Origin of the sequence: Dyella sedimenti, from assembly GCF_022760995.1 — a bacterium.
GTDB classification, from domain to species: Bacteria; Pseudomonadota; Gammaproteobacteria; order Xanthomonadales; family Rhodanobacteraceae; genus Dyella; species Dyella sedimenti.
Window position 1 is genome coordinate 111,499 of the sequence record NZ_JAKWJO010000007.1, and the last position, 24,245, is coordinate 135,743.

Below are 24,245 nucleotides of genomic sequence, written 5' to 3' on the forward strand. Positions count from 1 at the left end.
AAATCGCCACCGCCCCCGTCACTTGTAATTAATTGCATGGATAATTAATTTCTTTGCCCATGGCTCCCCCGAAGAAACCCCGCCCCCGCCGCTCCCCCGGCCGTCCCGCCACGAACAGCCCGGACCAGCGCCCCCGGCTGATCGAGGCGGCCCTCGAATGCTTCGTGCGCGACGGCATCGCCGCCACTTCACTGCGCGGCATCGCCAGCAGGGCCGGGGTAACGCCGGCCCTGCTCCACTACTACTTCGGCAGCAAACAGGCCCTGCGCGACGCCGTTTTCGAGGAGCGCATGATGCCGGCCGTCGCGGCGCTGCGCGACAAGCTCATGACGGCAGGCGACGATGCCGGCGCGCTCATGCGGACGTTCGTGCGCGGTCTCTTCGACATCATGGCCGCCCATCCCTGGTTTCCATCGCTGTGGGTGCGCGAGGTGCTGTGCGAGGGCGGTGCACTGCGTGAGCTGCTGCTGGACCGCATCGGAGATGGCTTGCCGCAGCTGATCGCCGGGCGTTTCGCGCTGGCGCAGCGCGCAGGCCAGCTCAACGACAGGCTCGATCCACGCCTGCTGGTGGTGTCGATGGTCGGGTTGACCCTGTTTCCCGCCGCCAGCGCGCCCATCTGGCGCGAGCTCTTCAAGACGGACCTGGGGATGAACGTGCTGGCCGAACATGCCCTGGCCCTGCTCCACCACGGCATGGCGCCTTCGCATGAAGGCTAGGCCGCTATCGCGCGGATGCGCGCTGCTTGCCCTGCTAGCGCTGTCGGCCTGCCGCGAAGCGCCGCCCGAGGTGCTGGGCACGGTCGAGTTCGACCGCATCACCCTGCCCGCGCCCGCCGCCGAGCACATCGTGCGCATCGACGTGCGCGAGGGACAGTACGTGCCGGCCGGCACGCGCATCATGCAACTGGAAACCACGCGCACCCAGGCCGCGCTGGATGCGGCACGCTCGGACCTGCAACAGCAGCGGCAGGCCCTGCTCGAACTGGTGCGCGGCCCGCGTGTGGAACAGATCCGCCAGGCGCGCTCGAACCTGCTCGGTGCCCAGGCCCAGGCGCGCGACGCCACGGCGTACTACCAGCGGCTCTCGGCGCTGGCCCGCCAGCAGTTCGTTGCCGCCGCCGACCTCGATCGCGCCCGGGCCTCGGCGGGCAATGCCGAGGCCGCCGTCGCGGCCGACCGCGCCGCGCTCGACCTGCTGCTGAACGGCTCGCGCGCCGAGGACATCGCGCAGGCACGCGCGACGGTGGCCGCGGCGGAAGCCACTGCCGCCTCGCGCGCGGTGGACCTGGAGAAACTCGACCTGACCGCACCACGCGACGTGCGCGTGGACAGCCTGCCCTACAAGCTGGGCGACCAGGCCCAGCCCGGCACGCCGCTGGTGATCCTGCTGGCCAGCGATACGCCGTACGCCCGCGTGTACGTGCCCGCGCCGCTGCGCCCCTCGGTGAAGGTGGGCGATGCGGCGGTGGTCACGCTGCACGACGGCAAGCGCAACTTCCGCGGCACCGTGCGCATGATCCGCAGCGAGCCCAGCTTCACGCCCTACTACGCGTTGAGCGGCGACGACGCCACGCGGTTGAGCTATCTCGCCGAGATCGCGCTGGGACAGGACGCGAAAGACCTGCCGCAAGGCTTCCCGGTATCGGCCACGTTCCCGGGAAAGCACGCGGATGACTGAGTCGGCCATCCACGCGTGCGGCCTCACCAAGCGCTTCGGCGCGCTGGTGGCCGTCAACGCGGTGAACCTGGACGTGCCGCGCGCCTGCGTATACGGCTTCCTTGGCCCCAACGGCTCGGGCAAGTCCACCACCATCCGCATGCTGTGCGGGCTGCTGACGCCCAGCGGCGGCGAGATCGAGGTGCTGGGCCTGCGCATGCCGCAGCAGGCCGAGCAACTCAAGCGGCGCATCGGCTACATGACGCAGAAGTTTTCGTTGTTCGACGACCTGTCGGTGCGCCAGAACCTGGAGTTCCTCGCCACCGTGCAGGGCCTGACGCGCCAGCAGGAAAAGGGCCGCGTCGACGACCTGCTGCGCCGCTACCGGCTCGACGACCGCCAGGACCAGCTCGCCGGTACCCTGAGCGGCGGCCAGAAGCAGCGCCTGGCCCTGGCCGGCGCCATCGTGCATGCGCCGGAATTGCTGTTCCTGGACGAGCCGACCAGCGCGGTCGATCCGGAGTCGCGCCGCGACTTCTGGGAAAAGCTGTTCGAGCTGGCCGACGAGGGCACCACCATCCTCGTCTCCACGCACTACATGGACGAGGCCGAACGCTGCCATCGCCTGGCCATCCTCGACAACGGCAACCTGGTGGCTGACGGCACGCCCAGCGAACTGACCGCGACGCTCGCCGGCCGCACCTTCCTGGTACGCAGCGCCTCGCCGCGCCACGCCAAGGCGACGCTGGCCAGCCTGTCCGACGTGCTGAGCGTGGCGCAGATCGGCAACGAGCTGCGCGTGCTGATGCGGGAAAGCGGCGCCAGCGCGGAGGCGCTGCGCGCTTGCCTCGGCCAGGCCGGCACGTCAGGCGAGGTGGAAGGCACGCCGCCCAACCTGGAGGATGTGTTCGTGGTCGCCACCCGCGCGCATGGCGCCCGCGCGGAGCAGCCCGCGTGAACCCGCGCCGCCTGTGGGCCATCATGGTCAAGGAGTTGCGCCAGCTGCGACGCGACCGCGTGACGCTGACGATGATCCTGGCCATGCCGATCATGCAGCTGGTGCTGTTCGGCTACGCCATCAACCTCAACCTGCGCCACCTGCCCGCGGCGGTGGCCGACCAGGCACAGACCGCCGGTTCCCGCGCGGCCATCCAGGACATGCTGGCCAGCGGCGTGATCGAGCTGCGTGCCACCGTGCAGAGCCCGCAGCAACTGACCGACCTGCTGCGCCAGGGCCGCATCAGCGTGGGCATCGCCGTACCGACGGATTTCGAGCGCCGCAAGCTCGATGGCCGCGAGGCCATCCAGGTGATGGTCGACGGCAGCGACAACGTGGTCCAGGCCGCGGCGGCGCAACTGGCGCAGTACCCGCTGGACCCACCCGACGACTTCCATGCGCGCGCCGAGCAGCCGGTCAGCGTGGTGGGTTTCTACAACCCCCAGCGGCGCTCGCCGGTCAACATCGTGCCGGGGCTGGTGGGCGTCATCCTCACCATGACCATGGTGCTGTTCACCGCCGTGGCCATCGTGCGCGAGACCGAGCGGGGCAACATGGAGTTGTTGATCACCACGCCGGTGAGCCGCACCGAGCTGATGCTCGGCAAGGTGCTGCCCTACGCCGCCATCGGCCTGCTGCAGACCAGCCTGGTGCTGCTGCTGGGCGTATGGCTGTTCCAGGTGCCGATACGCGGCCACCTGGGGGACGTCTATATCGCCGCCAGCCTGCTGATCCTGGCCAATCTCTCGCTGGGCCTGCTGATCTCCACGCGGGCGAAGTCGCAGTTCCAGGCGATGCAGATGACCTTCTTCGTATTCCTGCCGTCGATCCTGCTGTCGGGCTTCATGTTTCCCTACGACGGCATGCCGCGTCCCGCGCAATGGCTGTCCGAGCTGCTGCCGCTCACGCATTTCATGCGCCTGGTCCGCGGCATCATGCTGCGCGGCGCGACCCTCGGCGACCTGTGGCCGGATGGCATGGCGCTGCTGGCCTTCATCGCCGTCATGCTCACGCTGGCGATACGGCTGTTCCACAAGCGGCTGGACTGAGAAAGAAAGGGCCGGCATTCGCCGGCCCTTCCGTTGGCATGGGATGCGGCCGCGCTTACTGCGTACAAGCCTTGCCGTGGTCCGGGTGATAGCCCTTGGCCTTGGCATCGGCCTCGCTCATGTATGCGCCGGACTTGGTCTTGCCGTACCACTTGTCGCCCTGACAGTGATAAACCTTGCTGCTCTCGTTGATCCACACCAGGCCCGGGCCGCCGCCCGGCGCCGCGTTGGCCGGCGGCTGGAAGCCGCTGGGCTTGCTGCCGGGCACCGGAGCGGTGGTCTTTGGCGACATGGTGTTGCTTGCCGTCGGCGCCGCGGCCGCGGGTGCCGTGGTGGCGGCGTTGGAGGCCGGCGCCGATGCGCCGGTGGGCGCGCCGTACCACTCCTTCACGCCCTTGTGCCCCGAGCACGCGCCTTTCTTGGTGGCGTGGTCGGTATAGGTATTGTCCTTGCATTGTCCAGTGGAGCCCGCCGGCGCGGCCGACTGCTGCGCATGGACGGCGGTTCCCGCCAGGAGACCCGCGAGCAAGACTGCGATCAAACCGTACGATTTCATCTGTGATCCCTCCGCTTGCACTCGTCTATTCCATGGAGACGCCGTCTAGCATCCCGGACGTGCTCCCCCTCGCCTGCCGCGCCGCCGTAGCCACCCCGGCGCCGCGACACCCAAGCGCGCCAGCGCTTGCGTCATGACTATGCATCAAGCATGAGGCGCAGCCTTACCCTGCGCCCGGCGGCGTTCATCTGCCGTGAGGCCGCATCGAAAGTTCATGCGCAAAAAAGGCCGCGCCATGCGGCGCGGCCTCTTGCATCAATGGGAAAGCACCATGTCGGCGATCAGTCCCGTGGTGACGGCCACCAGCAGGAAGTCGCCCGTATCGCTGCGCACCCACTGGTAGCCGCGTGGCGGCTGCCGCAGGTGGTGGTTGTGCCAGTCGTCCACCACGTAGCGGTGGTCGCGATATTCCGCCGGGACGTAGCCGCCACGACGGTACCAGCCTTCATGCACGCCACGGTCATGCACGATCACGTTGTCGTGGCGATCATGGTCGCGGTCGTGCTCGGAGCGATCGTGGTCGTGATGGTCGTCGTACTGGATCGGCGACGCTGCGACGCTGGCGGATGCCACCAGGCCAGCCAGCACCAGGGCGATGAGTGTTTTCTTCATGCGGTTCTCCATCGGTAAAGCCACAGTCGCACACCCTCTGGCGCGCCATTCCTGCGGCGTCGCCATGATGGTAGTCGCAATGACGCGCGATGAGTGATTCGGTTCGCAGAACGGCGCATGCCAGCGGCGCAAGTTCATGCGTTGATGCGGCATTCGGTTTGGACGTCCGGCGCCTGCGCGCCGAACGTGACAACCGGACGACAACGACTCAACGGGCCTTGTCGCCGCCCGCCGGCGCCAGGCGCAAATCCTGGAAGTCGAAGCTGAAATCGGTCAGCGGCGACACCGGCGCCATGCGCACCTCGCGCACCTTGCCGTCCGGGTCCAGCGCGTAGCTGACGAAGGCATCGGCGTTGAGCGAGCGGTCGTCCCAGTGCACGATGAAGGTGTCGTGCTGCCACGGCTCCATGCTGCCCGCCAGCTGCGCCGTCTTGCTGAACGTGAGGCGCAGCTTGCCGCCCTGCTCGCTCACCACCACGTCGCCGTACCACGGATCGCGGAAGGTGCCGGCATAGCCCGCCAGCGCCAGCGAAGGCTTGCCATGCTTGTCCCGCGCCATCTCGTGCGCCTTCCAGCTGTCGTCGGCGCTGCCTTCGGATTTCTTCACGGCCGCGGCGTAGGCCGCGATCCAATCCTTCCTGTCGCGGCCCAGGTAGGCATCGAGCACGCGATAGGTCACCGCGTTGAAGGCGGCGCCCGATTCCTGGTTGGTCAGCACCACCACGCCCAGGTGCAATTCCGGCACCAGGGTCACCCGCGACACCATGCCGGGCCAGCCGCCGGTATGCCAGACCAGGCGCTGGCCATGGTAGTCGGAGAGGAACCAGCCCTCGCCGTAGCCGGCGAAATGGGGCTTGGCGTCCTTGAGTTCCGGCACCGGCGGCTCGCTGATCTTCATCGGCGTGAGCATCGACCACATCTGGTTCTGGCTGCTTTCGGAGAACAGCGCCTTGCCGCCGGGCAGCTTGCCTCCCGCCAACTGCACATTCATCCATTTGGCCAAGTCGTGCACGCTGGCATAGATGCCGCCCGCGCCCGGATTGTTGGTCCAGGCCATCGGCGGCACTGGCTTCAACTGGGTGAAGTCGGACTTGGCATGGCCGGTGGCCACGTCCATGCCGCTCTTCAGGTAAGTCATGTCCACCAGCGACTCGTCCATGCCCACCGGCTGGAAGATGCGCTCGCGGATGAAATCGGCATAGCTCTGGCCCGATACCTGCTCGATCACCAGCGTGGCGACGGCGAACAGGATGTTGTCGTAGGCATAGGCGCTGCGGAAACTGGTGGCCAGCGGCACGTTGCGCAGGCGCTGCACGACTTCCCTGGTGGAATAGGATGTCGGCGGCCAGTACAGCAGGTCGCCCGCGCCCAGGCCGAGGCCGCTGCGATGCGCCAGCAGGTCGCGCACGCGCATCTCGCGCGTGACGTACGGATCGGACATCTGGAACCACGGCAGGTAGTCGATCACCCGCGCGTCCATGTCGAGCTTGCCCTGCTCGGCCAGCATCTGCAGCGAGGCCGAGGTAAAGGCCTTGGTGTTGGAGGCGATGGCAAACAGCGTGTGCGCATCCACCGCCTCGGGCTTGCCCAGCTCGCGCACACCGAAGCCCTGCTCCAGCACCACCTGCCCGTCCTTGACGATGGCCACGGCGATACCGGGCACGTCGAACTGCTTGCGGGCGCCATCCACGTAGGCGCTGAAGTCCTGCAACTGCGCCGGCAGGCCGGGCGGCGCAAGGCCGGCCGCGGCGGCGGGCGGCGACACCGGGGCCGTGGTCTGCGCCCATGCCGGCGCCGCAAGAACAAACAGTGCAAGACAACCCGCCAGGCGCGGGGACAGGGTTCGCGGGGACATCGATCGGCTCCTGGGCAGCAAAGCGCATCACTATCGCGGCAAAGCCTCGCCAGGGCCAGCACGGGAAGTCATGGCACGGCCGGGTGCTCGACGGACACCCCGCCCAGCAGGGATCATGCGGCGCGAGCACGAGGACAAGCATGAACGACTGGGCGGAATGGATCGCGGCACATGCCTTGCCGCTGGGGGCGGCCCTGCTGCTACTGGCCCTGCTGGCGGGTGATCTCGCCTGGCATTGGAACCGGCGCCAGCACCAGGCCGCGCTGGCCGGCGGACGCCACCCGGTGGCGATCCGTGGACGCACGGCGGCGATGCTGCTGATTGCCACGGCCCTGCTGTTTGCCGCGACCGCGCTGGCCATCGGCGCGCAGTTCGACGAACGACTACCCGGCTTCGATGTCGCGTTGGCGCAGAGCCTTCGGGCCGGCATGCCGCCGGCAGTGCTGCGCGTGGTCGCCGCCGTTTCGCACCTGGGCGACCTGTGGTCGGTCGCCGCCGCCGTGGTCGTGGTGCTGGCCATCCTGCTGCTGCGCCGCCAACTGCGATTGGCGACGTGCTGGACCATCGCCATGGCCGGCATCGTGCCGATCAACAGCGCACTGAAGGCATGGTTCCAGCGCCCCCGGCCGCTGCATGACCATGGCTTCATCATGGAGAAAGGCTGGAGTTTTCCCAGCGGCCACGCCTTCGGCGCCATGGTGTTCTACGGCATGCTGGCCTATGTGTTGCTGCGCCTGCTGCCGCTGCGTTGGCACCGCGTGGTGGTTGCGGCGGCCGTCGCCATGGTGACGGTGATCGGCGTGAGCCGCATCCTGCTGCAGGTGCATTACTTCAGCGATGTGCTGGCCGGTTATGCGAGCGGGCTGGCGTGGCTGGTGGTGTGCCTGGGCGGGGCGGAGTGGTGGCGGCTTCGGCGCGGATGGTAGGAACGCGCACAGTGCGCGACCGCGAGGTCGCCGCTACGTAGGTTTATCGCGCACTGGGTGCGCTCCTGCAGTTGGAAGCTGCCGTTGTTCGATCAGGCCAGCTTGCGTGCCGCGGCCACCACGTCCGCTTCGCCCGGCAACACCAGCAGGGCCGCGCTGGCCAGTGGCGTGTAGGTGTCGGCGCCGACCACGCGCTGCAACGGCGTGGCGCCGAGGCCGGCCTCGACGATGGCGGTGATGATGCCTTCGCCCACGCCTGCGCTGCGGCGGCCTTCGTCCAGCACGATGATGCGTTGGGCCGACTTCGCCTGCGCGGCGATAAAGGCATCGTTGAGCGGCGCCAGCCAGCGCAGGTCGACTACACGCACCTGCCAGCCCAGCTCGGCCTCGATGGTGCGCGCCGCGCGCAACGCCATCGGCACGCCATTGCCGAAGGTGAACACCACCAGGTCGTTGGCGTCGTCGTGATATACACGGCCTTCGCCCAGCGGCATGGCCTCGCCCGGCGCGGGATAGGCGAACTGCCACTGGCCGTCGCCGGCTTCGTACAAGTCCTTGGTCATGTACAGCGCGATGGGTTCCAGGTAGGCGCAGACGCGGCCGTCCACCTTGGCCAGCGCGGTCAGTGTGCGCAACATGTTGGCCGCATCGTCGCCGCGGCTGGGGCAACCCACCACCAGGCCGGGGATATCACGCAGCGCGGCGATCGAGTTGTCGTTGTGGAAATGGCCGCCGAAGCCCTTCTGGTAGCCCAGGCTGGCCACGCGCATCACGATGGGGTTGCGGTACTGATCGTTGGAGAAGAACTGCAGCGAGGCGGCCTCGCCGCGGATCTGGTCGCAGGCGTTGTGGAAGTAGGCCAGGTACTGGATCTCGGGGATCGGCAGCATGCCCATGTTGGCGTAGCCCTGGGCCAGGCCGAGGATGATGGTCTCGTCCAGCAGCGTGTTGAACACGCGGCTGCCCTTGAAGGCCTTGTGCAGGCCCTTGGTGACGGTATACACGCCGCCCTTCTGCGCCACGTCCTCGCCGAACAGCAGCGACTCGGGATACTTGGCCATGATGTCGTGCAGGGCCTGGCCGATCTGGATGGCCAGATGACGCGGCGGCAGCGCCTCCGGCAGCTTGTCCTCGCCACCGAACGCGGCGAGGCGGCGATCCTGGTAGTTGGCGCGCTCGGCCTCGGCCTTCACCGCGGCCGGCGTGTAGGGCGCCAGCGGCTTCATCACCTGCGCCAGCGTGGCCAGGCGCGGGCGGCGGTCCGCTTCCTCGGCGGCCTCGAAGCAGCGCCTGCGCGTGGCCTCGTACAGCGCCAGCAGCGATGCCTTGGTGTACAGGCCCGAGGACAGCGCGATCTCGGCCGAGCGCAGCAACGGGTCGCTGGCCTCCACCGCGAACAACTCTTCCACGCTGCGCCACTCGATCTCGAAATCGGTGCCGGCATGACCCATCACCCGCGTGGTCGCCAGGTGCAGGAAGGTGGGCCGGCGCGTCATGCGGCAATGCGCCACCGCCGCCTGCACCTGGGCGTAGCCGCCGGCCAGGTCCAGGCCATCGGCGAAGAAATAGTCAAGGTCGGCGCGATGGCGGAAGTTGTTGGCCACCCAGCCCGAGGGCGTCTTGACCGAGATACCGATGCCGTTGTCCTCGCACACGTAGAGCACCGGCGCGGGCAGTTTCTGGTAGGCCGTCCACGCGGCGGCATTGAAGGCGGTCTGCGCGGTGGCGTGGTTGGACGAGGCGTCGCCGAACGAGCAGATGGCGATGCTGTCGTCGGGGATCGGCAGCGTGTGGCCGATGCGCCGCGCCTGCTCGATGGCGATGGCGGTGCCCAGCGCCTTGGGCAGGTGCGAGGCGATGGTGGAGGTCTGCGGCAATACCCATAGCGGCTTGCTGCCCCATACCTTGTGACGCCCGCCGGAGGCCGGGTCCTCGCTGCTGGCGGCGAAGGACAGCGCCGAGTCCATCACCGGGTCCATCCCCGGCAGCTTGCGGAAACGCTCGGCCATGAAGCCGCCGGAGCGGTAGTGCAGGAACGCGGGATCGGTATGGCGGGTCAGCCGCGCCACCATCGCATTGCCTTCGTGGCCGCTGGAGCCGATGGTATAGAACACCTTGTTATGCACGCGCAGTACGCGCGCCATCAGGTCGAGGTGGCGGCTGACCAGTTGCGATTCGAGCAGCTCGCGGAAGCCTTGCGCATCGAGCGCGCTGCCGGGCAGCACCGGCGCATGGTCGCCACCCGGCGCATGCACCTCGCCCTGCCACAGCTCGACGAACTCGGTGAAGTTGCGGTCGACGATCTCGGCGCGGTTGAAGCCCTTGTGACGCGCGGTGAGTGCATAGGGAACGGTGGTCATGGCGTCTCGTCAACGAGTGGCAGCGAGCCAGTGGAATGCTCCCTCTCCCTACCGGGAAAGGAAGTTGAGCGTGCGCAGCGATGCGGCCCTTTGGCGGTCCTTGTCGCGCCCGAAGCTTTCGAGCAGGCGAATCTGGTCATCGACGGAAGGCACCGGCACGGCCAGTCCGTCGAGGCCCGCCAGCATCAGCCGCCCGGCCCATACCGGTCGCCAGTCGTCGCCGTCATGGAGTTCCAGCCCGCCCATCACCTCGACTGGCAGGCCGGGAAAACGGAAGCGCGCGAAATGCGAGCGGAAGCGGTCGCCGTCGGCGGGCTCGTGCGCGATCTCGCGGCGATCGGCCCACAACGCCATCAGGCGTTCGGCATCCTCGCGCGATACCAGCACGTCCACATCGGCGACGCTGGCGTTCGCGCCGGCCAGCAGGACGGCAGCGCTGCCGATCAGGCACCACGGATCGGCGCAGTGCACATGCAGCTCCGGCACGATCTCGGCCAGCGTGGCGTACAGCGCGGGCGTGACGTGGCTCATGAACTGACCATCAGAACGCATTGATGCCCGTCAACTCGCGCCCCACCACCAGTTGGTGCACCGTCTCGGTGCCCTCGTAGGTGATGACCGATTCCAGGTTCAGCGCGTGGCGGATGGCCACATGCTCGGTGGTAATGCCGGCACCGCCGAGGATGTCGCGGCATTCGCGCGCGATGTCGATGGCCATGCGGCAGTTGTTCCACTTGGCCAGCGACACCTGGGTGGGCTGCATGGTGCCGGCGTCTTTCAGGCGGCCGAGCTGCAGCGACAGGAGCTGCGCGGTGGTGATGCGGCGGGCCATGTCGGCCAGCTTGACCTGGATGGCCTGGTTGGAGGCCAGCGGACGGCCGAACAGCACGCGCTCGCCGGTGTAGTCGAGCACTTCCTTCAAGCAGGCCTGCGCGGCGCCGATCGGGCCCCAGGTGATGCCATAGCGGGCCTGGGTGAGGCAGCCGAGCGGCCCCTTCAGGCCCTTCACGTTGGGCAGGCGGTTGGCCTCCGGCACGCGCACATTGTCCAGGAACAGCGCGGAGGTCACCGACGCGCGCAGGCTCATCTTCTTGTGCACTTCCTGCGCGGTGAAGCCGGCACTGTCGGTGGGCACGATGAAGCCCTGGATACCGTCCTCGGTCTGCGCCCATACGATGGCGATGTGCGCGAGGTTGCCGTTGGTGATCCACATCTTGGCGCCGTTGATGACCCAGTCGCCGCCGTCCTTGCGCGCATGGGTCTTCATGTTGGCCGGGTCGGAGCCGCCATGCGGCTCGGTCAGGCCGAAGCAGCCGATCACCTCGCCCGCCGCCATCTTCGGCAGGTAGTGCAGCTTCTGCTCTTCCGTGCCGTAGGCGTAGATGGGATACATGCACAGCGAGCTTTGCACCGAAGCGAAGCTGCGCAGGCCCGAGTCGCCGCGCTCCAGCTCCTGGCAGATCAGGCCGTAGCTGACGCCGTTCATGCCGGCGCAGCCGTACGTCTCGGGGATGGTGGCGCCGAGCAGGCCCAGGCTGGCGATCTCCGGCACCAGTTCGCGCGGGAAGCGCGCCTGGTCGAAGCAGTCCCCGATGATCGGCAGCACCTTCTCGTCGACGAAACGGCCGACCGCGTCCTGCACCATGCGTTCCTCGTCGGACAGCAGCGCGCGGACGTCGTAGAGATCGAGGGGATTGAGGCGAGCGGACATCGTCGGGACTTCCGTGATGGGGCAAACCGGCATTCTAGCGGCCCCTTCCCCGGTGGGTCATGGCGGGGTGCAGCAGGCCGGGGTAGGCGGCCGGGGCGGGCTGTGGGACCATGTGCGCCTTTCCGACCGCTGGCCTGCCAGCCAGGATCCCGCGTATCGAGGCTCCGAGCGACGGCGCCGGGACGGCGGCCCCGCTTCCCTCCGGACCACGCATGTTCAAAGGTGTCCTGCTCGGCTTCGCCTGCTACGCGGCCTACGCGATCAGCGATGCCTTCGTCAAATCCCTGCACGGCACGCTGCCTGCGTACGAGGCAGTGTTCTTCGGCGCGGTGCTGATGCTCAGCGCCCTGCCCTTCATCCGCAAGCCGGGCGACCGCTACCGGGAGGTGTTCCATGCGCGCAAGCCCAGCCTGTGGTGGATACGCGCGGTCACCGGCGCGATCTGCAACATCTCGGCGGTGATCGCCTTCACCGCGCTGCCGATGGCCGAGGCGTTCGCGCTGATCTTCCTGCTGCCGATCTTCGTGACCCTGCTGTCCGTCATCTTCCTGAAAGAACACGTGGGCTGGCGGCGCTGGTCGGCGGTGATCGTGGGCTTCGTCGGCGTGCTGGTGGTGCTGCGTCCCGGTTTCCGCGTGCTGGGCGTGGGCCACTTCGCGGCGATGCTCTGCGGCCTGTCCGGCGCGGTATCGGTGGTGGCGCTGCGCATGGCCGGCCCGCACGAGAAGCGCATCAGCCTCTACGGCGCCGGCGTGATCGGCCCGCTGCTCAGCGGCGGGCTGCTGATGCTGCCGGCCTTCGTGTGGCCCGACCTGCACCAATGGCTGCTGCTGGCCGGCTATGGCCTGCTCGCCGGATTCGCCGGCGTACTGCTGATGCTGGCTACCCACCACGCGCCGGCCAACCGCGTGGCGCCCACCCAGTACAGCCAGATGCTGTGGGCCATCGGCTTCGGCTACTGGCTGTTCGGCGACCGCCTGGACTGGCCGATGCTGGCGGGCATCGTGCTGATCCTCGGTTCGGGTCTGTTCACGCTGGTGCGCGAGGAGCGCGTGACCGGCTGGTGGAAGCGGGCCCGCATGGTGTGAACCGTCGCATGGCACGCGCGTAATCACCCCTCCATGACGACGCATGTGCCATCAGTTGGTGCCTGCGGACGTCATGCCGGCGGCGATGGGGTCAACCACAGGGGCCGCGAGTCGTTATAAATGCCTCGGCAGCTTTTTGGCCGCCCGCGCGGCGGGTGCGCTGCCACCGAAGATGGTGCCTTTGCTCGTCTTTGTGAATGGTGGACTTGAACTCCTGGGAGATGGTGCATGAGTGCGGACGTCGCGAAAACCGGCCAGCAACCTAAGCGACGCGGCCTGTGGATTATCGCCGTGGTGATCGTCGCGCTGATCGTGCTGATCATGGTCCATCTCCTCTCCGGCCAGAAGACCCGCATGGGCATGCCGCCGCAGGTGGTGAGCACGGCCACCGCCAGCCTGGGCGACATGCCGGAGGTGCTGAGCGCGCTGGGTACCGTCACCCCGATCGCCACCGTCAACGTGCTGCCGCAATTGAGCGGCTATCTCACCGAGGTGGGCTACCAGGAAGGCCAGGACGTGGCGAAGGGCCAGTTCCTGGCCCAGATCGATCCGCGCCAGTACGAGATCAACAAGCAGCAGGCCGAGGCGCAGCTGGCCAAGGACCAGGCCAACCTGGACCAGGCCCGCGCCGACCTCGCCCGCTACACCCAGCTGCACGAGCAGAACTCGATCGCCGAGCAGACCTACGCCGACCAGAAGTTCACCGTGCAGCAGGACGAGGCGGCGGTGAAGGCGGACAAGGCCGCCATCGCGCAGGATGAGCTGGACCTGGCCTACTGCCACATCACCGCGCCGGTGGCGGGCCGCGTGGGCCTGCGCCTGGTCGATCCGGGCAACTACGTCACGCAGTCCAGCTCGCCGGGCATCGTCACCATCACCACCATGAAGCCGACCACGGTGCAGTTCACCGTGCCGCAGAATTCGCTGGGCAAGGTGCTGCAGCGGGTGAACGGCGGCGCCAAGCTGCCGGTCACCGTGTTCAGCAGCGACAACACCCGGCAGCTGGCCACCGGCACGCTGTACGCGCTGAGCAACCAGATGGCCACCAGCACCGGCACGGTGACCCTGCGCGCCACCTTCGCCAATGACGATGAGGCGCTGTTCCCCAACGAATTCGTCAACGTGCAGCTGCTGGTCGATACCCTGCACCAGGCGGTGCTGGTGCCCACCCCGGCGGTGCAGACCGGCGCGCCGGGCGACTACGTGTACCTGGTCAACGCCGACCAGACCGTGTCGGTGCAGAAGGTGACGCCCGGCCCCAGCGACGGCAAGCACACGGTGATCCTGGCGGGCCTGCACGCCGGCCAGGAGGTGGTCATCGACGGCATGGACCGCCTGAGCGACGGCGCCAAGATCAAGGTCGCCGCGGCCGGCAGCACCGGCGCCGCACCCGCGTCGCACGCGGGCGGCAAGCATCGTGCCGCCTCCGCCACCACCTCGTCGTAAGCGGCGGGCACGCGTCCGATGAATATTTCCCGCCTGTTCGTACTCAGGCCGGTGGCCACCTCGCTGCTGATGATCGCCCTCGTGCTGGTGGGCCTGGTCGCCATGCGCTTCCTGCCGGTGTCATCGCTGCCCAACGTCGATTACCCGACGATCCAGGTACAGACCTTCTATCCCGGCGCCAGCCCGACGGTAATGGCCACCACGGTGACCGCGCCGCTGGAAGTGCAACTGGGCGAGATCCCCGGCCTGCAGCAGATGACCTCCAACAGCTCGGCGGGCGCCTCGATCATCACCCTGCAGTTCGACCTGTCGCTCAACCTCGACGTGGCCGAGCAGAACGTGCAGGAGGCGATCAACGCCGCCAACAGCCTGCTGCCCGCCGGCCTGCCGGCGCCGCCGACCTACGCCAAGGTGAACCCGGCCGACCGGCCCATCCTCACCCTGGCGGTCAGCTCCGACTCGATGTCGCTGCCGCAGCTCCAGGACGTGGCCAACAACCGCCTGGGCGCGAAGATCTCGCAGGTACCTGGCGTGGGCCTGGTGACGCCCGCCGGCGGCAACGTGCCGGCCATCCGCGTGGAGGCTGACCCGAAGAAGCTGGCCGGCTACGGTCTCAACATCGACGACCTGCGCTCGCTGATCGCCAACGTCAACGTCAGCCAGCCCAAGGGCAACTTCGACGGGCCGGACCTGGACTACACCATCAACGGCAACGACCAGATCCAGGATCCCAAGGATTACCTGGACACGGTGATCTCCTACCAGAACGGCGCGCCGGTCTACCTGCGCGACGTGGCGCGGGTCAGCCAGGCCGCGCAGAACACTGAGCAGGGCGCCTGGTACAACAAGACCCAGGCGATCGTGCTCAACGTGCAGCGCCAGCCCGGCGCCAACGTGATCGCCACGGTCAACCAGATCATGCGCGAGCTGCCGCAGCTCGAATCGACGCTGCCGGCCGGCATGAAGGTGCAGGTGGTCACGGACAGCACCGGCGTGATCCGTTCCTCGGTGGCCGATGCCGCGTTCGAGCTGGTGCTGGCGGTGGTGCTGGTGGTGCTGGTGATCTTCGTGTTCCTGCGCAACCTGCCGGCCACCATCATCCCCAGCATCTCGGTGCCGGTGTCGCTGGTCGGCACGCTGGCGCTGATGTACCAGCTCAACTATTCGATCGACAACCTCTCGCTGATGGCGCTTATCATCGCCACCGGCTTCGTGGTGGACGACTCGATCGTGATGATCGAGAACATCGTGCGCTACCTGGAGGAAGGCAAGACGCCGCTGGAGGCCGCGCTGGAAGGCGCCGGGCAGATCGGCTTCACCATCCTCTCGCTGACCGTATCGCTGATCGCCGTGCTGATCCCGCTGCTGTTCATGGGCGGCGTGATCGGCCGCCTGTTCAGCGAGTTCGCGGTGACCCTGGCGGTGACCATCGTGCTCTCCGCGGTGGTGTCGCTGACCCTGGTGCCGATGCTATGCGCGCGCCTGCTGCGCGCCCAGGCCGAGCGCCATCCCAGCCGCTTCGAGCGCATCAGCGAAGGGCTGTTCGACAAGACCCTGGACGCCTACAAGCGCGGCCTCGCCATCGTGATGAGGCACCAGACCACCACCCTGCTGGTGTTCGTGGGCACCCTGGCGCTGACCATCGTGCTGTACGTGGTGATTCCCAAGGGCCTGTTCCCGGTGCAGGACGTAGGCGTGCTGCAGGGCATCAGCGTGGCTGACAACTCGGTGTCCTACGCCACCATGGTGAACCGCCAGCAGGCGCTGGCCGATGCGATCCTGAAGGATCCCGACGTCACCAGCCTCACCTCCTACGTCGGCATCGACGGCACCAACACCACGCTCAACAACGGCCGCTTCCTGATCAACCTCAAGCCACGCGACGAGCGCTCCTCCACCGCCGCCGAGATCGCGCGCCGGCTGCGCGACGAAGTGGCGAACGTGCCCGGCATCAAGCTCTACATGCAGCCGGAGCAGGACCTGACGCTGGACACCACGATCTCGCCCAACCAGTATCAGTTCGTGCTGCGCGGGCCGAGCCAGCAGGCCTTCATGCAGTATGTGCCCGAGCTGGTCTCGCGCATGAAGCAGATCGGCTCGATCACCGACGTCACCAGCGACCTCAACAACGACGGCCTCAGCGTCAACGTCGAGGTGAACCGCCAGCTGGCCGCGCGCTACGGCATCACCCCCGCCACCATCGACAACGCGCTGTACGACGCGCTGGGCCAGCGCATCGTCTCCACCATCTTCGAGCAGGCCAGCCAGTACCGCGTGATCCTGGTGGCCAAGCCCGAGAGCATGCCGACGGTGGAATCGCTGGGTGACCTGTACCTGCCCAGCCAGACCAGCAGCAGCGGCCAGGTGCCGCTCAAGGGCATCGCCAACATCCACATCACCAAGTCGCCGCTGGTGATCAGCCACCTGGCGCAGTTCCCCGCCGTCACCATCTCGTTCAACCTGGCCAAGGGCGCCTCGCTCAGCAAGGCGGTGGAGGAGATCAACCAGGTCGAGCAGGCGGTGCACCTGCCTTCCTCCATCACCTCCACCTTCCAGGGCGCCGCCCAGGCCTTCCAGGATTCGCTGTCCAGCGAGGTGTACCTGCTGATCGCCGCGCTGGTGGCCGTCTACATCGTGCTGGGCGTGCTGTACGAGAGCTTCATCCATCCGGTGACGATCCTCTCCACCCTGCCCTCGGCCGGCATCGGCGCGCTGCTGTCGCTGATGATCGCCGGCAGCGACCTGGACGTGATCGGCATCATCGGCATCGTGCTGCTGATCGGCATCGTCAAGAAGAACGCGATCATGATCGTGGACTTCGCGCTGGAGGCCGAGCGCGAGCACGGCAAGCCGCCGGAGGAGGCCATCTTCGAGGCGTCCCTGCTGCGTTTCCGCCCGATCCTGATGACCACCCTGGCCGCGATGCTGGGCGCGCTGCCGATGCTGCTGGGCACCGGCACCGGCTCGGAGCTGCGCCGCCCGCTGGGCCTGGCCATCATCGGCGGCCTGGCGCTTAGCCAGGTGCTGACGCTGTTCACCACGCCAGTGATCTACCTGTTCTTCGATCGCCTGGCCCACCGTTTCGGACGCAAGGCGCCGGCGCAACCTGCCGGGGACGCGACGTGAACATCCCCGGCCTGTTCATCCGGCGGCCGGTGGCGACCACCCTGCTGGCGGTCGCCATCCTGCTGTCGGGCGCGCTGGCGTACCTGCACCTGCCGGTCGCGCCGCTGCCCAACATCACCTTCCCGGTGGTGGTGGTGCAGGCCAACATGGCCGGCGCCAGCCCGGAGATCATGGCCGCCACCGTGGCCGAGCCGCTGGAGCGGCGCCTGGGCACCATCGCCGACGTCTCCGAGCTGACCTCGCAGAGCACGGTGGGCTCGGCGCGCATCGTCATCCAGTTCGGGCTGAACCGCGACATCAACGGCGCCGCGCGCGACGTGCAGGCGGCTATCCAGGCCGCGCGCGCGGACCTGCCCACCACGCTGCGCAACAACCCGACCTACCGCGAATACAACCCGGCCGATTCGCCGATCATGGTGCTGGCGCTCACCTCCGATACGCTGACCCGCGCCCAGCTCTACGATTCGGCCGACTCGGTGATCCAGCAGCAGCTCTCGCAGGTCGACGGCGTGGGCCAGATCACCCTGGGCGGCAGCGCGCTGCCCTCGGTGCGCGTGGAGCTGGAGCCGGACCAGCTCAACAGCTACGGCATCGGCCTGGAAGACGTGCGCGCGGCCATCAGCGCCGCCAACGCGGACAGCGTGAAGGGCCATATCGACGAGAACGGCCAGCGCTACGAGGTGCTGTCCAACGACCAGATCAGCAAGGCCGCGCCCTACCGCGACCTGGTCATCGCCTACCGCAACGGCTCGCCGGTGCAGTTGCGCGACGTGGCCCAGGTGAAGGATTCGGCCGAGAACATCCGCAACGCCGGCCTCTACAACGGCCACGATGCGGTGCTGGTGATCGTCTATCCGCTGCCCGGCAGCAACATCGTCAAGACAGTGGCGCAGATCCGCCAGGCGCTGCCGTCGATCGAGGCCACGCTGCCCAGCAACGTGCACGTCGGCATCGCCGTGGACCGCTCGCAGTCGGTCAACGCCGCGGTCAACGACACCGAGCGCACCCTGTTCATCGCCGTGCTGCTGGTAATCGGCGTGGTCTACATTTTCCTGCAGTCGCCGCGCGCCATCCTGGTGCCCGCGGTGGCGTTGCCGCTGTCCATCGTCGGCACCTTCGGGCCGATGTACCTGCTGGGCTACAGCGTCGACAACCTGTCGCTGATGGCGCTGACCATCGGCACCGGCTTCGTGGTGGACGACGCGGTGGTGGTGCTGGAGAACATCGTGCGCCACGTCGAGTCGGGCATGGACGTGCGCGAGGCGGCGATGGTCGGCAGCGCCGAGGTCAGCTTCACGGTGATCTCGATGAGCCTGTCGCTGATCGCGGTGTTCCTGCCGATCCTGCTGATGCCCGGCATCGTCGGCCTGTTGTTCCACGAATTCGCGGTCACCCTCTCCATCGCCATCCTGCTGTCGCTGGTGATCTCGCTGACGGTGACGCCCACCATGGCCGCCCACGTGCTGAGCCGCCGCAAGCTGCATTCGCACGCGCGCTGGGCGCTGTGGTACGAGCACCAGTTCGAGCGCTTCAAGCAGGCCTATTCGCGCTCGCTCACCGCGGTGATCGAGCATGCGCGGCTGGTCATCCTGGTGCTGCTGGGCCTGATCGTGCTCAACGTGCTGTTGGTCAAGCTGGTGCCCTCGACCTTCTTCCCCGAGCAGGACAACGGCATCCTCAACGGCCAGATCATCGCTGACCAGAGCATCTCCTTCCAGGCGATGGAGAAGAAGCTGGCGCAGCTGCAGGATATCGTGCAGAAGGACCCCGCGGTGGCTTCGGTGGCGGGCTTCACTGGCGGCCGCGCGCTCAACAGCGCCAACGTGTTCATCGAGCTCAAGCCGCTGGCCGAGCGCAAAATCTCCGCCGCCGAGGTGGTGGACCGGCTGCGGCCCAAGCTCAATGCCGTGTCCGGCGCCAAGCTGTTCCTGCAGGCCGCGCAGGACCTGCACATCGGCGGCCGCCAGTCCGCCGCCGAGTACCAGTACACGCTGACCAGCGACGACCCGAATGCGCTCTACACCTGGGTGCCGCAGCTGGTGACCGCGCTGGGCAAGTACCGCGACCGGCTCACCGACGTGAACTCCGACCTGCAGCAGAACGGCCTGCAGATCTACATCAACATCGACCGCGCCACCGCCGCCCGCTACGGCTTCGCGCCGAACCAGATCGACAGCGTGCTGTACGACGCCTTCGGCCAGCGCACGGTGTCCACCATCTATAACGCGCTCAACCAGTACTACGTGGTGATGGAAGTGGCACCCAAGTACTGGCAGTACCCGCAGATGCTCGACCGCATGCGCTTCAGCACGGCGGCCGGCAATCCCACCGGCACCCAGCAGACGCAGATGTCCAAGGCGCTGGTCAAGCCGGTGACGCCGTTCCAGGCGGTGGCCGCGGCGCAGGGCGGCGCAGCCGGCACCAACTCGCTCAACGCCGACGCCGAGGCGAACCAGCTCACCAACGCCATCTCCAATGCCAAGGGCGGCAGCTCCAGCGGCAGCGCGGACAGCACCGCCGCCGAGACCATGGTGCCGCTGCCGGCCATGGCCAGCTACGTCAGCAACCACACCGCCACCCAGGTGAACCACCAGAGCGGCCTGGTGGCCGGCACCATCTCGTTCAACCTGCCGCCCGGCGGCTCGCTCAGCGACGCGCTCGCCGCCATCGCCCAGGCCGGGCAAGACATAGGCATGCCGGCCTCCATCCATGGCGACACCGCCGGCGCGGCGCAGGTGTACGCGCGCTCGATGTCCACCATGCCGCTGCTGGTCCTGGCCGCGCTGGCTGCCGTCTATATCGTGCTGGGCATCCTGTACGAGAACACCGTGCACCCGATCACCATCCTCTCCACCCTGCCCTCGGCGGGCATCGGCGCCACGCTGGCGCTGCTGATCTTCGGCACGCCGTTCTCGGTGATCGCGATGATCGGCATCATCCTGCTGATCGGCATCGTCAAGAAGAACGCGATCATGATGATCGACGTAGCCATCCATATGCAGCGCGACCTTGGCATGGCGCCGGAAAAGGCCATCCACGACGCCGCCGTGGTGCGACTGCGCCCGATCATGATGACCACCGCCGCCGCCGTGCTCGGCGCGGTGCCGCTGGCCATCGGCATCGGCCAGGGCGCCTCGCTGCGCCAGCCGCTGGGCATCACCGTGATGGGCGGCCTGATCCTCAGCCAGGTCTTTACCCTGTACACCACGCCAGTGATCTATCTCTACCTCGACCGCCTGCGCGCCCGCCTGGCCCGCTGGGCGGAAAGCCTGCCGTGGAACCGCTCGGACGTGAACGCATGAACACCAAACATTCCCCCAAGGCTCTGGCCGTCGCGACGGCGCTGCTGCTTGGCGGCTGCATGGTCGGCCCGGACTACCACCGCCCCGACGTCCCGGTGCCCCCGCAATACCAGCCCCTGCCCGGCTGGAACGCCGCCGAGCCCTCGGCCGAGGCACCCAAGGGCGACTGGTGGACCGGCTTCGGCGACCCGCTGCTCAACGAGCTGGAACCGCAGGTGTCGGTCTCCAACCAGACCGTGGCGCAGAGCTATGCCAACTACCAGGCCGCGCTGGCCGAGGTGCAGGTGGCGCGCAGCGCGCTGTTCCCCGCCATCGGCATCAGCGGCTCGGGCAGCAAGCAGCGCTCGGCCGCCGGCAGTGCCGGCAGCGGCGTGGAACACCTGCGTCCGGTCAGCACCTCCGGTTCGCTCGAAGGCAACGTGAGCTGGGCGCCCGACCTGTGGGGCAAGGTGCGCCGCACGGTGGAGGAGAACAAGGCCAACGCGCAGGCCAGCCAGGCCACGCTGGCCAACGCCACGCTGTCCGAGCAGACCGCGCTGGCCACCGCGGTGATCGAGCTGCGCATCACCGACGCAAACGTCGACCTGCTCAAGAAGACCGTCGCCGCCTACCAGGAATACCTTCGCGTGGTGGAGAACCAGGGCAAGGCCGGCACCGTGCCGCCCTCCGACGTCATCAGCGCGCGCACCCAACTGGAAAACGCCCAGGCCAGCCTGATCTCGCTGGGCGTGGCCCGCGCGCAGTACGTGCACGCCATCGCCGTGCTGGTCGGCAAGAACCCTGAGGAACTCGACATCCCGCAGGGCACGACGCTGCCGTCGTTGCCGCCGGTACCGGCCGGCGTGCCGTCCACCCTGCTGCAACGCCGCCCCGACATCGCCGTGGCCGAACGCGAGATGGCCGCGCAGAACGCCGCCGTCGGCGTCGCCGTGGCCGCCTATTACCCGTCCATCTCGCTGTCCGCCACGGATGGCTTCTCGCAGTCGCCGCTGGCCGGCCTGCTGCACGTGGCCAACCACGTGTGGTCGCTGGGCGCCGACGTGAGCGAGACCGTGTTCGACTTCGGCGCCCGCCACGGCGAGGTCGCCGCCGCCCGCGCCGACTACGAGGCCTCGGTGGCCAACTACCGGCAGACCGTGCTGACCGCGTTCAAGAACGTGGAGGACGATCTCTCCGGCCTGCACATCCTCGCCCAGCAGGCCCAGGTGCTGGATGCCGCCGTGCAGGACGCCACGCGCGGCGCCGAGATCGCGCTCAACGAATACCAGGCCGGCACCGTGGACTACACCACCGCCGCCGTCGCACTGGCCACCCAGCTGAGCACCGAGCAAAGCGCGCTGAGCGTGAAGCAGCAGCGCCTGCTCGACACCGTCTCGCTGATCGGCGACCTCGGCGGCGGCTGGTCGGCCGACCAGCTCGGCGACGCCAAGACGGCGCAGGCCAAGCCGCAATAGCGCCGGTGCTGGCGGCCGCGCGCACTGCTTGGCACACTGCGCGCCCCATGCCACGCACGCCGGAACCATGACGACCGCCTCTCCGCTCACGCTATCCCCCATCGTCGCCGGCCTGTGGCGCATCGCCGAATGGAAGCTCGACGTCGCCGCGCGCGTGCGCTGGATCGAGCAGGCGCTGGCACTGGGCATTACCTCGTTCGACCACGCCGACATCTATGGCGACTACCAGGCCGAGGCGCTGTTCGGCGAAGCATTGAAAGCCGCGCCGTCGCTGCGCGCGCGCATGCAACTGGTCAGCAAATGCGGCATCCGCCTGCGCTCGGCGCAGCGGCCGTACCGGCTCAGCCACTACGACACTTCGGCCGGCTACGTGCGTGCGCAGGTGGAACAATCGCTGCGCAACCTGCACACCGACCGGCTCGACCTGGTGCTGATCCACCGGCCCGACTACCTGATGGACGCCGCCGCGCTGGCCGACACCTTCGTCGCGCTCACCCGCGAGGGCAAGGTGGCGCACTGGGGCGTATCCAACCACAGCGCCAGCCAGTTCGCGCTGCTCCACCAGCACCACCCGCTGGCCACCAACCAGATCGAACTGTCGCCGCTGGCGATGGACGCGCTGGACGACGGCACCTTGGACCAGGCGCAGCAGTTGGGCCTGCGCCCGATGATCTGGTCGCCGCTGGCAGGCGGCCGCCTGTTCACCGGCGAGGACGCGCAGGCCATGCGGGTGCGCACCGAGATGGAAGCCATCGCCGGCCGTCTCGGCATCAGTCTCACCACGCTCGCCTTCGCCTGGGTGCTGCGCCATCCCTCGCGCCCCCATCCCATCACCGGCTCGGGCCGGCTGGAAAGCCTGCGCGAGGCGGTAGCCGCCCTGGACGTCCATCTGGAGCCGGAGGACTGGTACGCCATCTGGACCGCCAGCAAGGGCCACCCCGTCCCCTGATGCCCCACACTGTAGGAGCGCACCCTGTGCGCGACCGCGGCGTCATGTCGCCGCCGCTCCGCCGGGTTGTCGCGCACAGGGTGCGCTCCCACAGGTAAAGGCTAAAGGCGTGGATCAGCGGTTGCTGACGCCATGCGGCACGTGGCCGGTGGCCACGTGTTTGCGCGCCGATTCCACGTTGGCCGGCGAGTCGTCGAAGAAGATGTCGGCGCCGAAGGCGTCGAGGAAGGGTCCCTTGTCGCGCCCGCCCAGGAACAGCGCCTCGTCGATGCGCACGCCCCAGCGCCGCAGAGTGAGGATCACCCGCTTGTGCGCCGGCGCCGAACGCGCGGTGACCAGCGCGGTGCGGATCGGCGAATCCTCGGCGGGGAACGCCGCCTGCAGCCGGTGCACGGCGGTGAGGAACCCGCGGAACGGTCCCACCGAGAGCGGCTGGTCGGCCAGTTCGCGCTCGCTGCGGTGGAAGGCTTCCAGCCCTTCCTCGCGCGAGACCCGCTCGCCCTCGTCGCCGAAGATCACCGCGTCGCCATCGAAGGCGATGCGCAGCTGCTCGGTGGCGCGCGGCGGCGCGGTGGAGGGAAGGATGGTGGCGGCGGCCACGCCCGCCGCCAGCGCCCGGCCCACGTCCTCGGCATTGGCCGAGAGGAACAGGTCGGCCTTGAACGGCGCGATGTAGTCGGAGGTCGGCGCCCCGCTGGTGAACGCGGCACGGCTGATCTCCAGCCCGTAGTGCTGGATCGCGTTGAAGATGCGCAGGCCGGTGTCGCCCGAGTTGCGCGACAGCAGGATCACCTCCACCGGCGGCACGTCGCCCGCCAGCTTGTTCAGGTCCAGCAGCTTCTGCACCAGCGGAAAGGCCACGCCGGGCTTGAGGATCTCCTCCTCGTGCGCGATCTGGAACGCGCGATAGGCATCCAGCCCGTCCCGCTCGAACAGCGCATGGCTGTCGCCCAGGTCGAACAGGGCGCGCGAGGAAATCGCCACGACGAGGCGGTTGTCCGTGGCGGCGGAAGGGTCGTGGGCGTCAGACGCGGTCATGGGGGCCAATCTAACATGGGGTCGAGGCGAGGGATTAGGGATGAGTAGCGAGGCCGCTACATGCGGATGCTCTGCAAGTGTTGCGTGCGTGGAATAGGGCACACCCGCTCATCTTGA

General features: G+C 68.2%; 18 protein-coding genes. 11 read left to right on the top strand and 7 right to left on the bottom strand.

Annotated elements, in window-relative coordinates; all coding sequences use genetic code 11:
• Positions 1-59: 59 nt before the first annotated feature.
• Genes MJ605_RS14965 through MJ605_RS14980 form a run of 4 tightly spaced genes read left to right on the top strand, consistent with a single transcriptional unit; the run spans position 60 to position 3,705 of the window.
• The gene (locus tag MJ605_RS14965; RefSeq protein ID WP_279237595.1) at positions 60-719 is read left to right on the top strand and encodes a TetR/AcrR family transcriptional regulator; all 660 of its coding nucleotides are present in this window, start codon (positions 60-62) and stop codon (positions 717-719) included.
• Entirely contained in the window at positions 709-1,680 is a 972-nt protein-coding gene (locus tag MJ605_RS14970; protein ID WP_243042347.1) for an HlyD family secretion protein, read from the top strand. Before MJ605_RS14965 ends, MJ605_RS14970 begins: the two co-directional genes overlap by 11 nt.
• A gap of 7 nt (positions 1,681-1,687) precedes the next feature.
• Complete coding sequence (locus tag MJ605_RS14975; RefSeq protein WP_243042448.1) at positions 1,688-2,617, top strand: ABC transporter ATP-binding protein; 930 nt, start codon at positions 1,688-1,690, stop codon at positions 2,615-2,617.
• Positions 2,614-3,705 (top strand): ABC transporter permease, encoded by a 1,092-nt coding sequence (locus MJ605_RS14980; RefSeq protein WP_243042348.1) that lies wholly within the window; start codon positions 2,614-2,616, stop codon positions 3,703-3,705. Before MJ605_RS14975 ends, MJ605_RS14980 begins: the two co-directional genes overlap by 4 nt.
• A gap of 55 nt (positions 3,706-3,760) precedes the next feature.
• Here the strand turns inward: MJ605_RS14980 and MJ605_RS14985 are convergent, their stop codons facing one another.
• From MJ605_RS14985 to MJ605_RS14995, 3 genes are all read right to left on the bottom strand, one after another.
• Positions 3,761-4,234, bottom strand: coding sequence for a DUF3761 domain-containing protein (locus MJ605_RS14985; protein WP_243042349.1), 474 nt, complete (start codon positions 4,232-4,234; stop codon positions 3,761-3,763).
• A gap of 282 nt (positions 4,235-4,516) precedes the next feature.
• Positions 4,517-4,873, bottom strand: coding sequence for an RcnB family protein (locus MJ605_RS14990; protein WP_243042350.1), 357 nt, complete (start codon positions 4,871-4,873; stop codon positions 4,517-4,519).
• A 208-nt stretch (positions 4,874-5,081) separates the two neighbouring features.
• Complete coding sequence (locus MJ605_RS14995) at positions 5,082-6,728, bottom strand: serine hydrolase (RefSeq protein ID WP_243042351.1); 1,647 nt, start codon at positions 6,726-6,728, stop codon at positions 5,082-5,084.
• Between the two features lie 140 nt (positions 6,729-6,868).
• Between MJ605_RS14995 and MJ605_RS15000 the strand changes: the two genes are divergently transcribed.
• Positions 6,869-7,654, top strand: coding sequence for a phosphatase PAP2 family protein (locus MJ605_RS15000; RefSeq protein ID WP_243042352.1), 786 nt, complete (start codon positions 6,869-6,871; stop codon positions 7,652-7,654).
• 92 nt (positions 7,655-7,746) lie between these two features.
• Here MJ605_RS15000 and MJ605_RS15005 read toward each other — a convergent pair whose 3' ends face one another.
• Genes MJ605_RS15005 through MJ605_RS15015 form a run of 3 tightly spaced genes read right to left on the bottom strand, consistent with a single transcriptional unit; the run spans position 7,747 to position 11,725 of the window.
• Positions 7,747-10,014, bottom strand: a complete 2,268-nt coding sequence (locus tag MJ605_RS15005; protein ID WP_243042353.1) for a thiamine pyrophosphate-dependent enzyme — start codon at positions 10,012-10,014, stop codon at positions 7,747-7,749.
• A 48-nt stretch (positions 10,015-10,062) separates the two neighbouring features.
• A complete protein-coding gene (locus MJ605_RS15010) occupies positions 10,063-10,545 on the bottom strand; it encodes a nucleotidyltransferase family protein (RefSeq protein WP_243042354.1) in 483 nt (160 codons plus the stop codon).
• Positions 10,546-10,555: 10 nt separating this feature from the next.
• Entirely contained in the window at positions 10,556-11,725 is a 1,170-nt protein-coding gene (locus MJ605_RS15015) for an acyl-CoA dehydrogenase family protein (RefSeq protein ID WP_243042355.1), read from the bottom strand.
• 212 nt (positions 11,726-11,937) lie between these two features.
• Between MJ605_RS15015 and MJ605_RS15020 the strand changes: the two genes are divergently transcribed.
• The 6 genes from MJ605_RS15020 to MJ605_RS15045 all read left to right on the top strand — a co-directional run bounded on the left by MJ605_RS15020 (position 11,938) and on the right by MJ605_RS15045 (position 23,090).
• Positions 11,938-12,813 carry a DMT family transporter gene (locus MJ605_RS15020; protein ID WP_243042356.1) on the top strand — a complete coding sequence of 292 codons (876 nt, stop codon included), beginning with the start codon at positions 11,938-11,940 and terminating at the stop codon, positions 12,811-12,813.
• Between the two features lie 228 nt (positions 12,814-13,041).
• Positions 13,042-14,259: an efflux RND transporter periplasmic adaptor subunit gene (locus MJ605_RS15025; protein WP_243042357.1), complete on the top strand. Its 1,218-nt coding sequence runs from the start codon at positions 13,042-13,044 to the stop codon at positions 14,257-14,259.
• 18 nt (positions 14,260-14,277) lie between these two features.
• Positions 14,278-17,385: an efflux RND transporter permease subunit gene (locus MJ605_RS15030; protein WP_243042358.1), complete on the top strand. Its 3,108-nt coding sequence runs from the start codon at positions 14,278-14,280 to the stop codon at positions 17,383-17,385.
• Positions 17,382-20,687 (top strand): efflux RND transporter permease subunit, encoded by a 3,306-nt coding sequence (locus tag MJ605_RS15035; protein ID WP_243042359.1) that lies wholly within the window; start codon positions 17,382-17,384, stop codon positions 20,685-20,687. Before MJ605_RS15030 ends, MJ605_RS15035 begins: the two co-directional genes overlap by 4 nt.
• Positions 20,684-22,141 carry an efflux transporter outer membrane subunit gene (locus tag MJ605_RS15040; RefSeq protein WP_243042360.1) on the top strand — a complete coding sequence of 486 codons (1,458 nt, stop codon included), beginning with the start codon at positions 20,684-20,686 and terminating at the stop codon, positions 22,139-22,141. The genes MJ605_RS15035 and MJ605_RS15040 overlap by 4 nt, the downstream gene beginning before the upstream one ends.
• Before the next feature lie 67 nt (positions 22,142-22,208).
• Positions 22,209-23,090, top strand: a complete 882-nt coding sequence (locus MJ605_RS15045; RefSeq protein ID WP_243042361.1) for an aldo/keto reductase — start codon at positions 22,209-22,211, stop codon at positions 23,088-23,090.
• A 114-nt stretch (positions 23,091-23,204) separates the two neighbouring features.
• On the opposite strand, the gene MJ605_RS15050 is transcribed toward MJ605_RS15045, so the two are convergent.
• Positions 23,205-24,128, bottom strand: coding sequence for a 5'-nucleotidase (locus MJ605_RS15050; protein ID WP_243042362.1), 924 nt, complete (start codon positions 24,126-24,128; stop codon positions 23,205-23,207).
• Positions 24,129-24,245 lie beyond the last annotated feature (117 nt).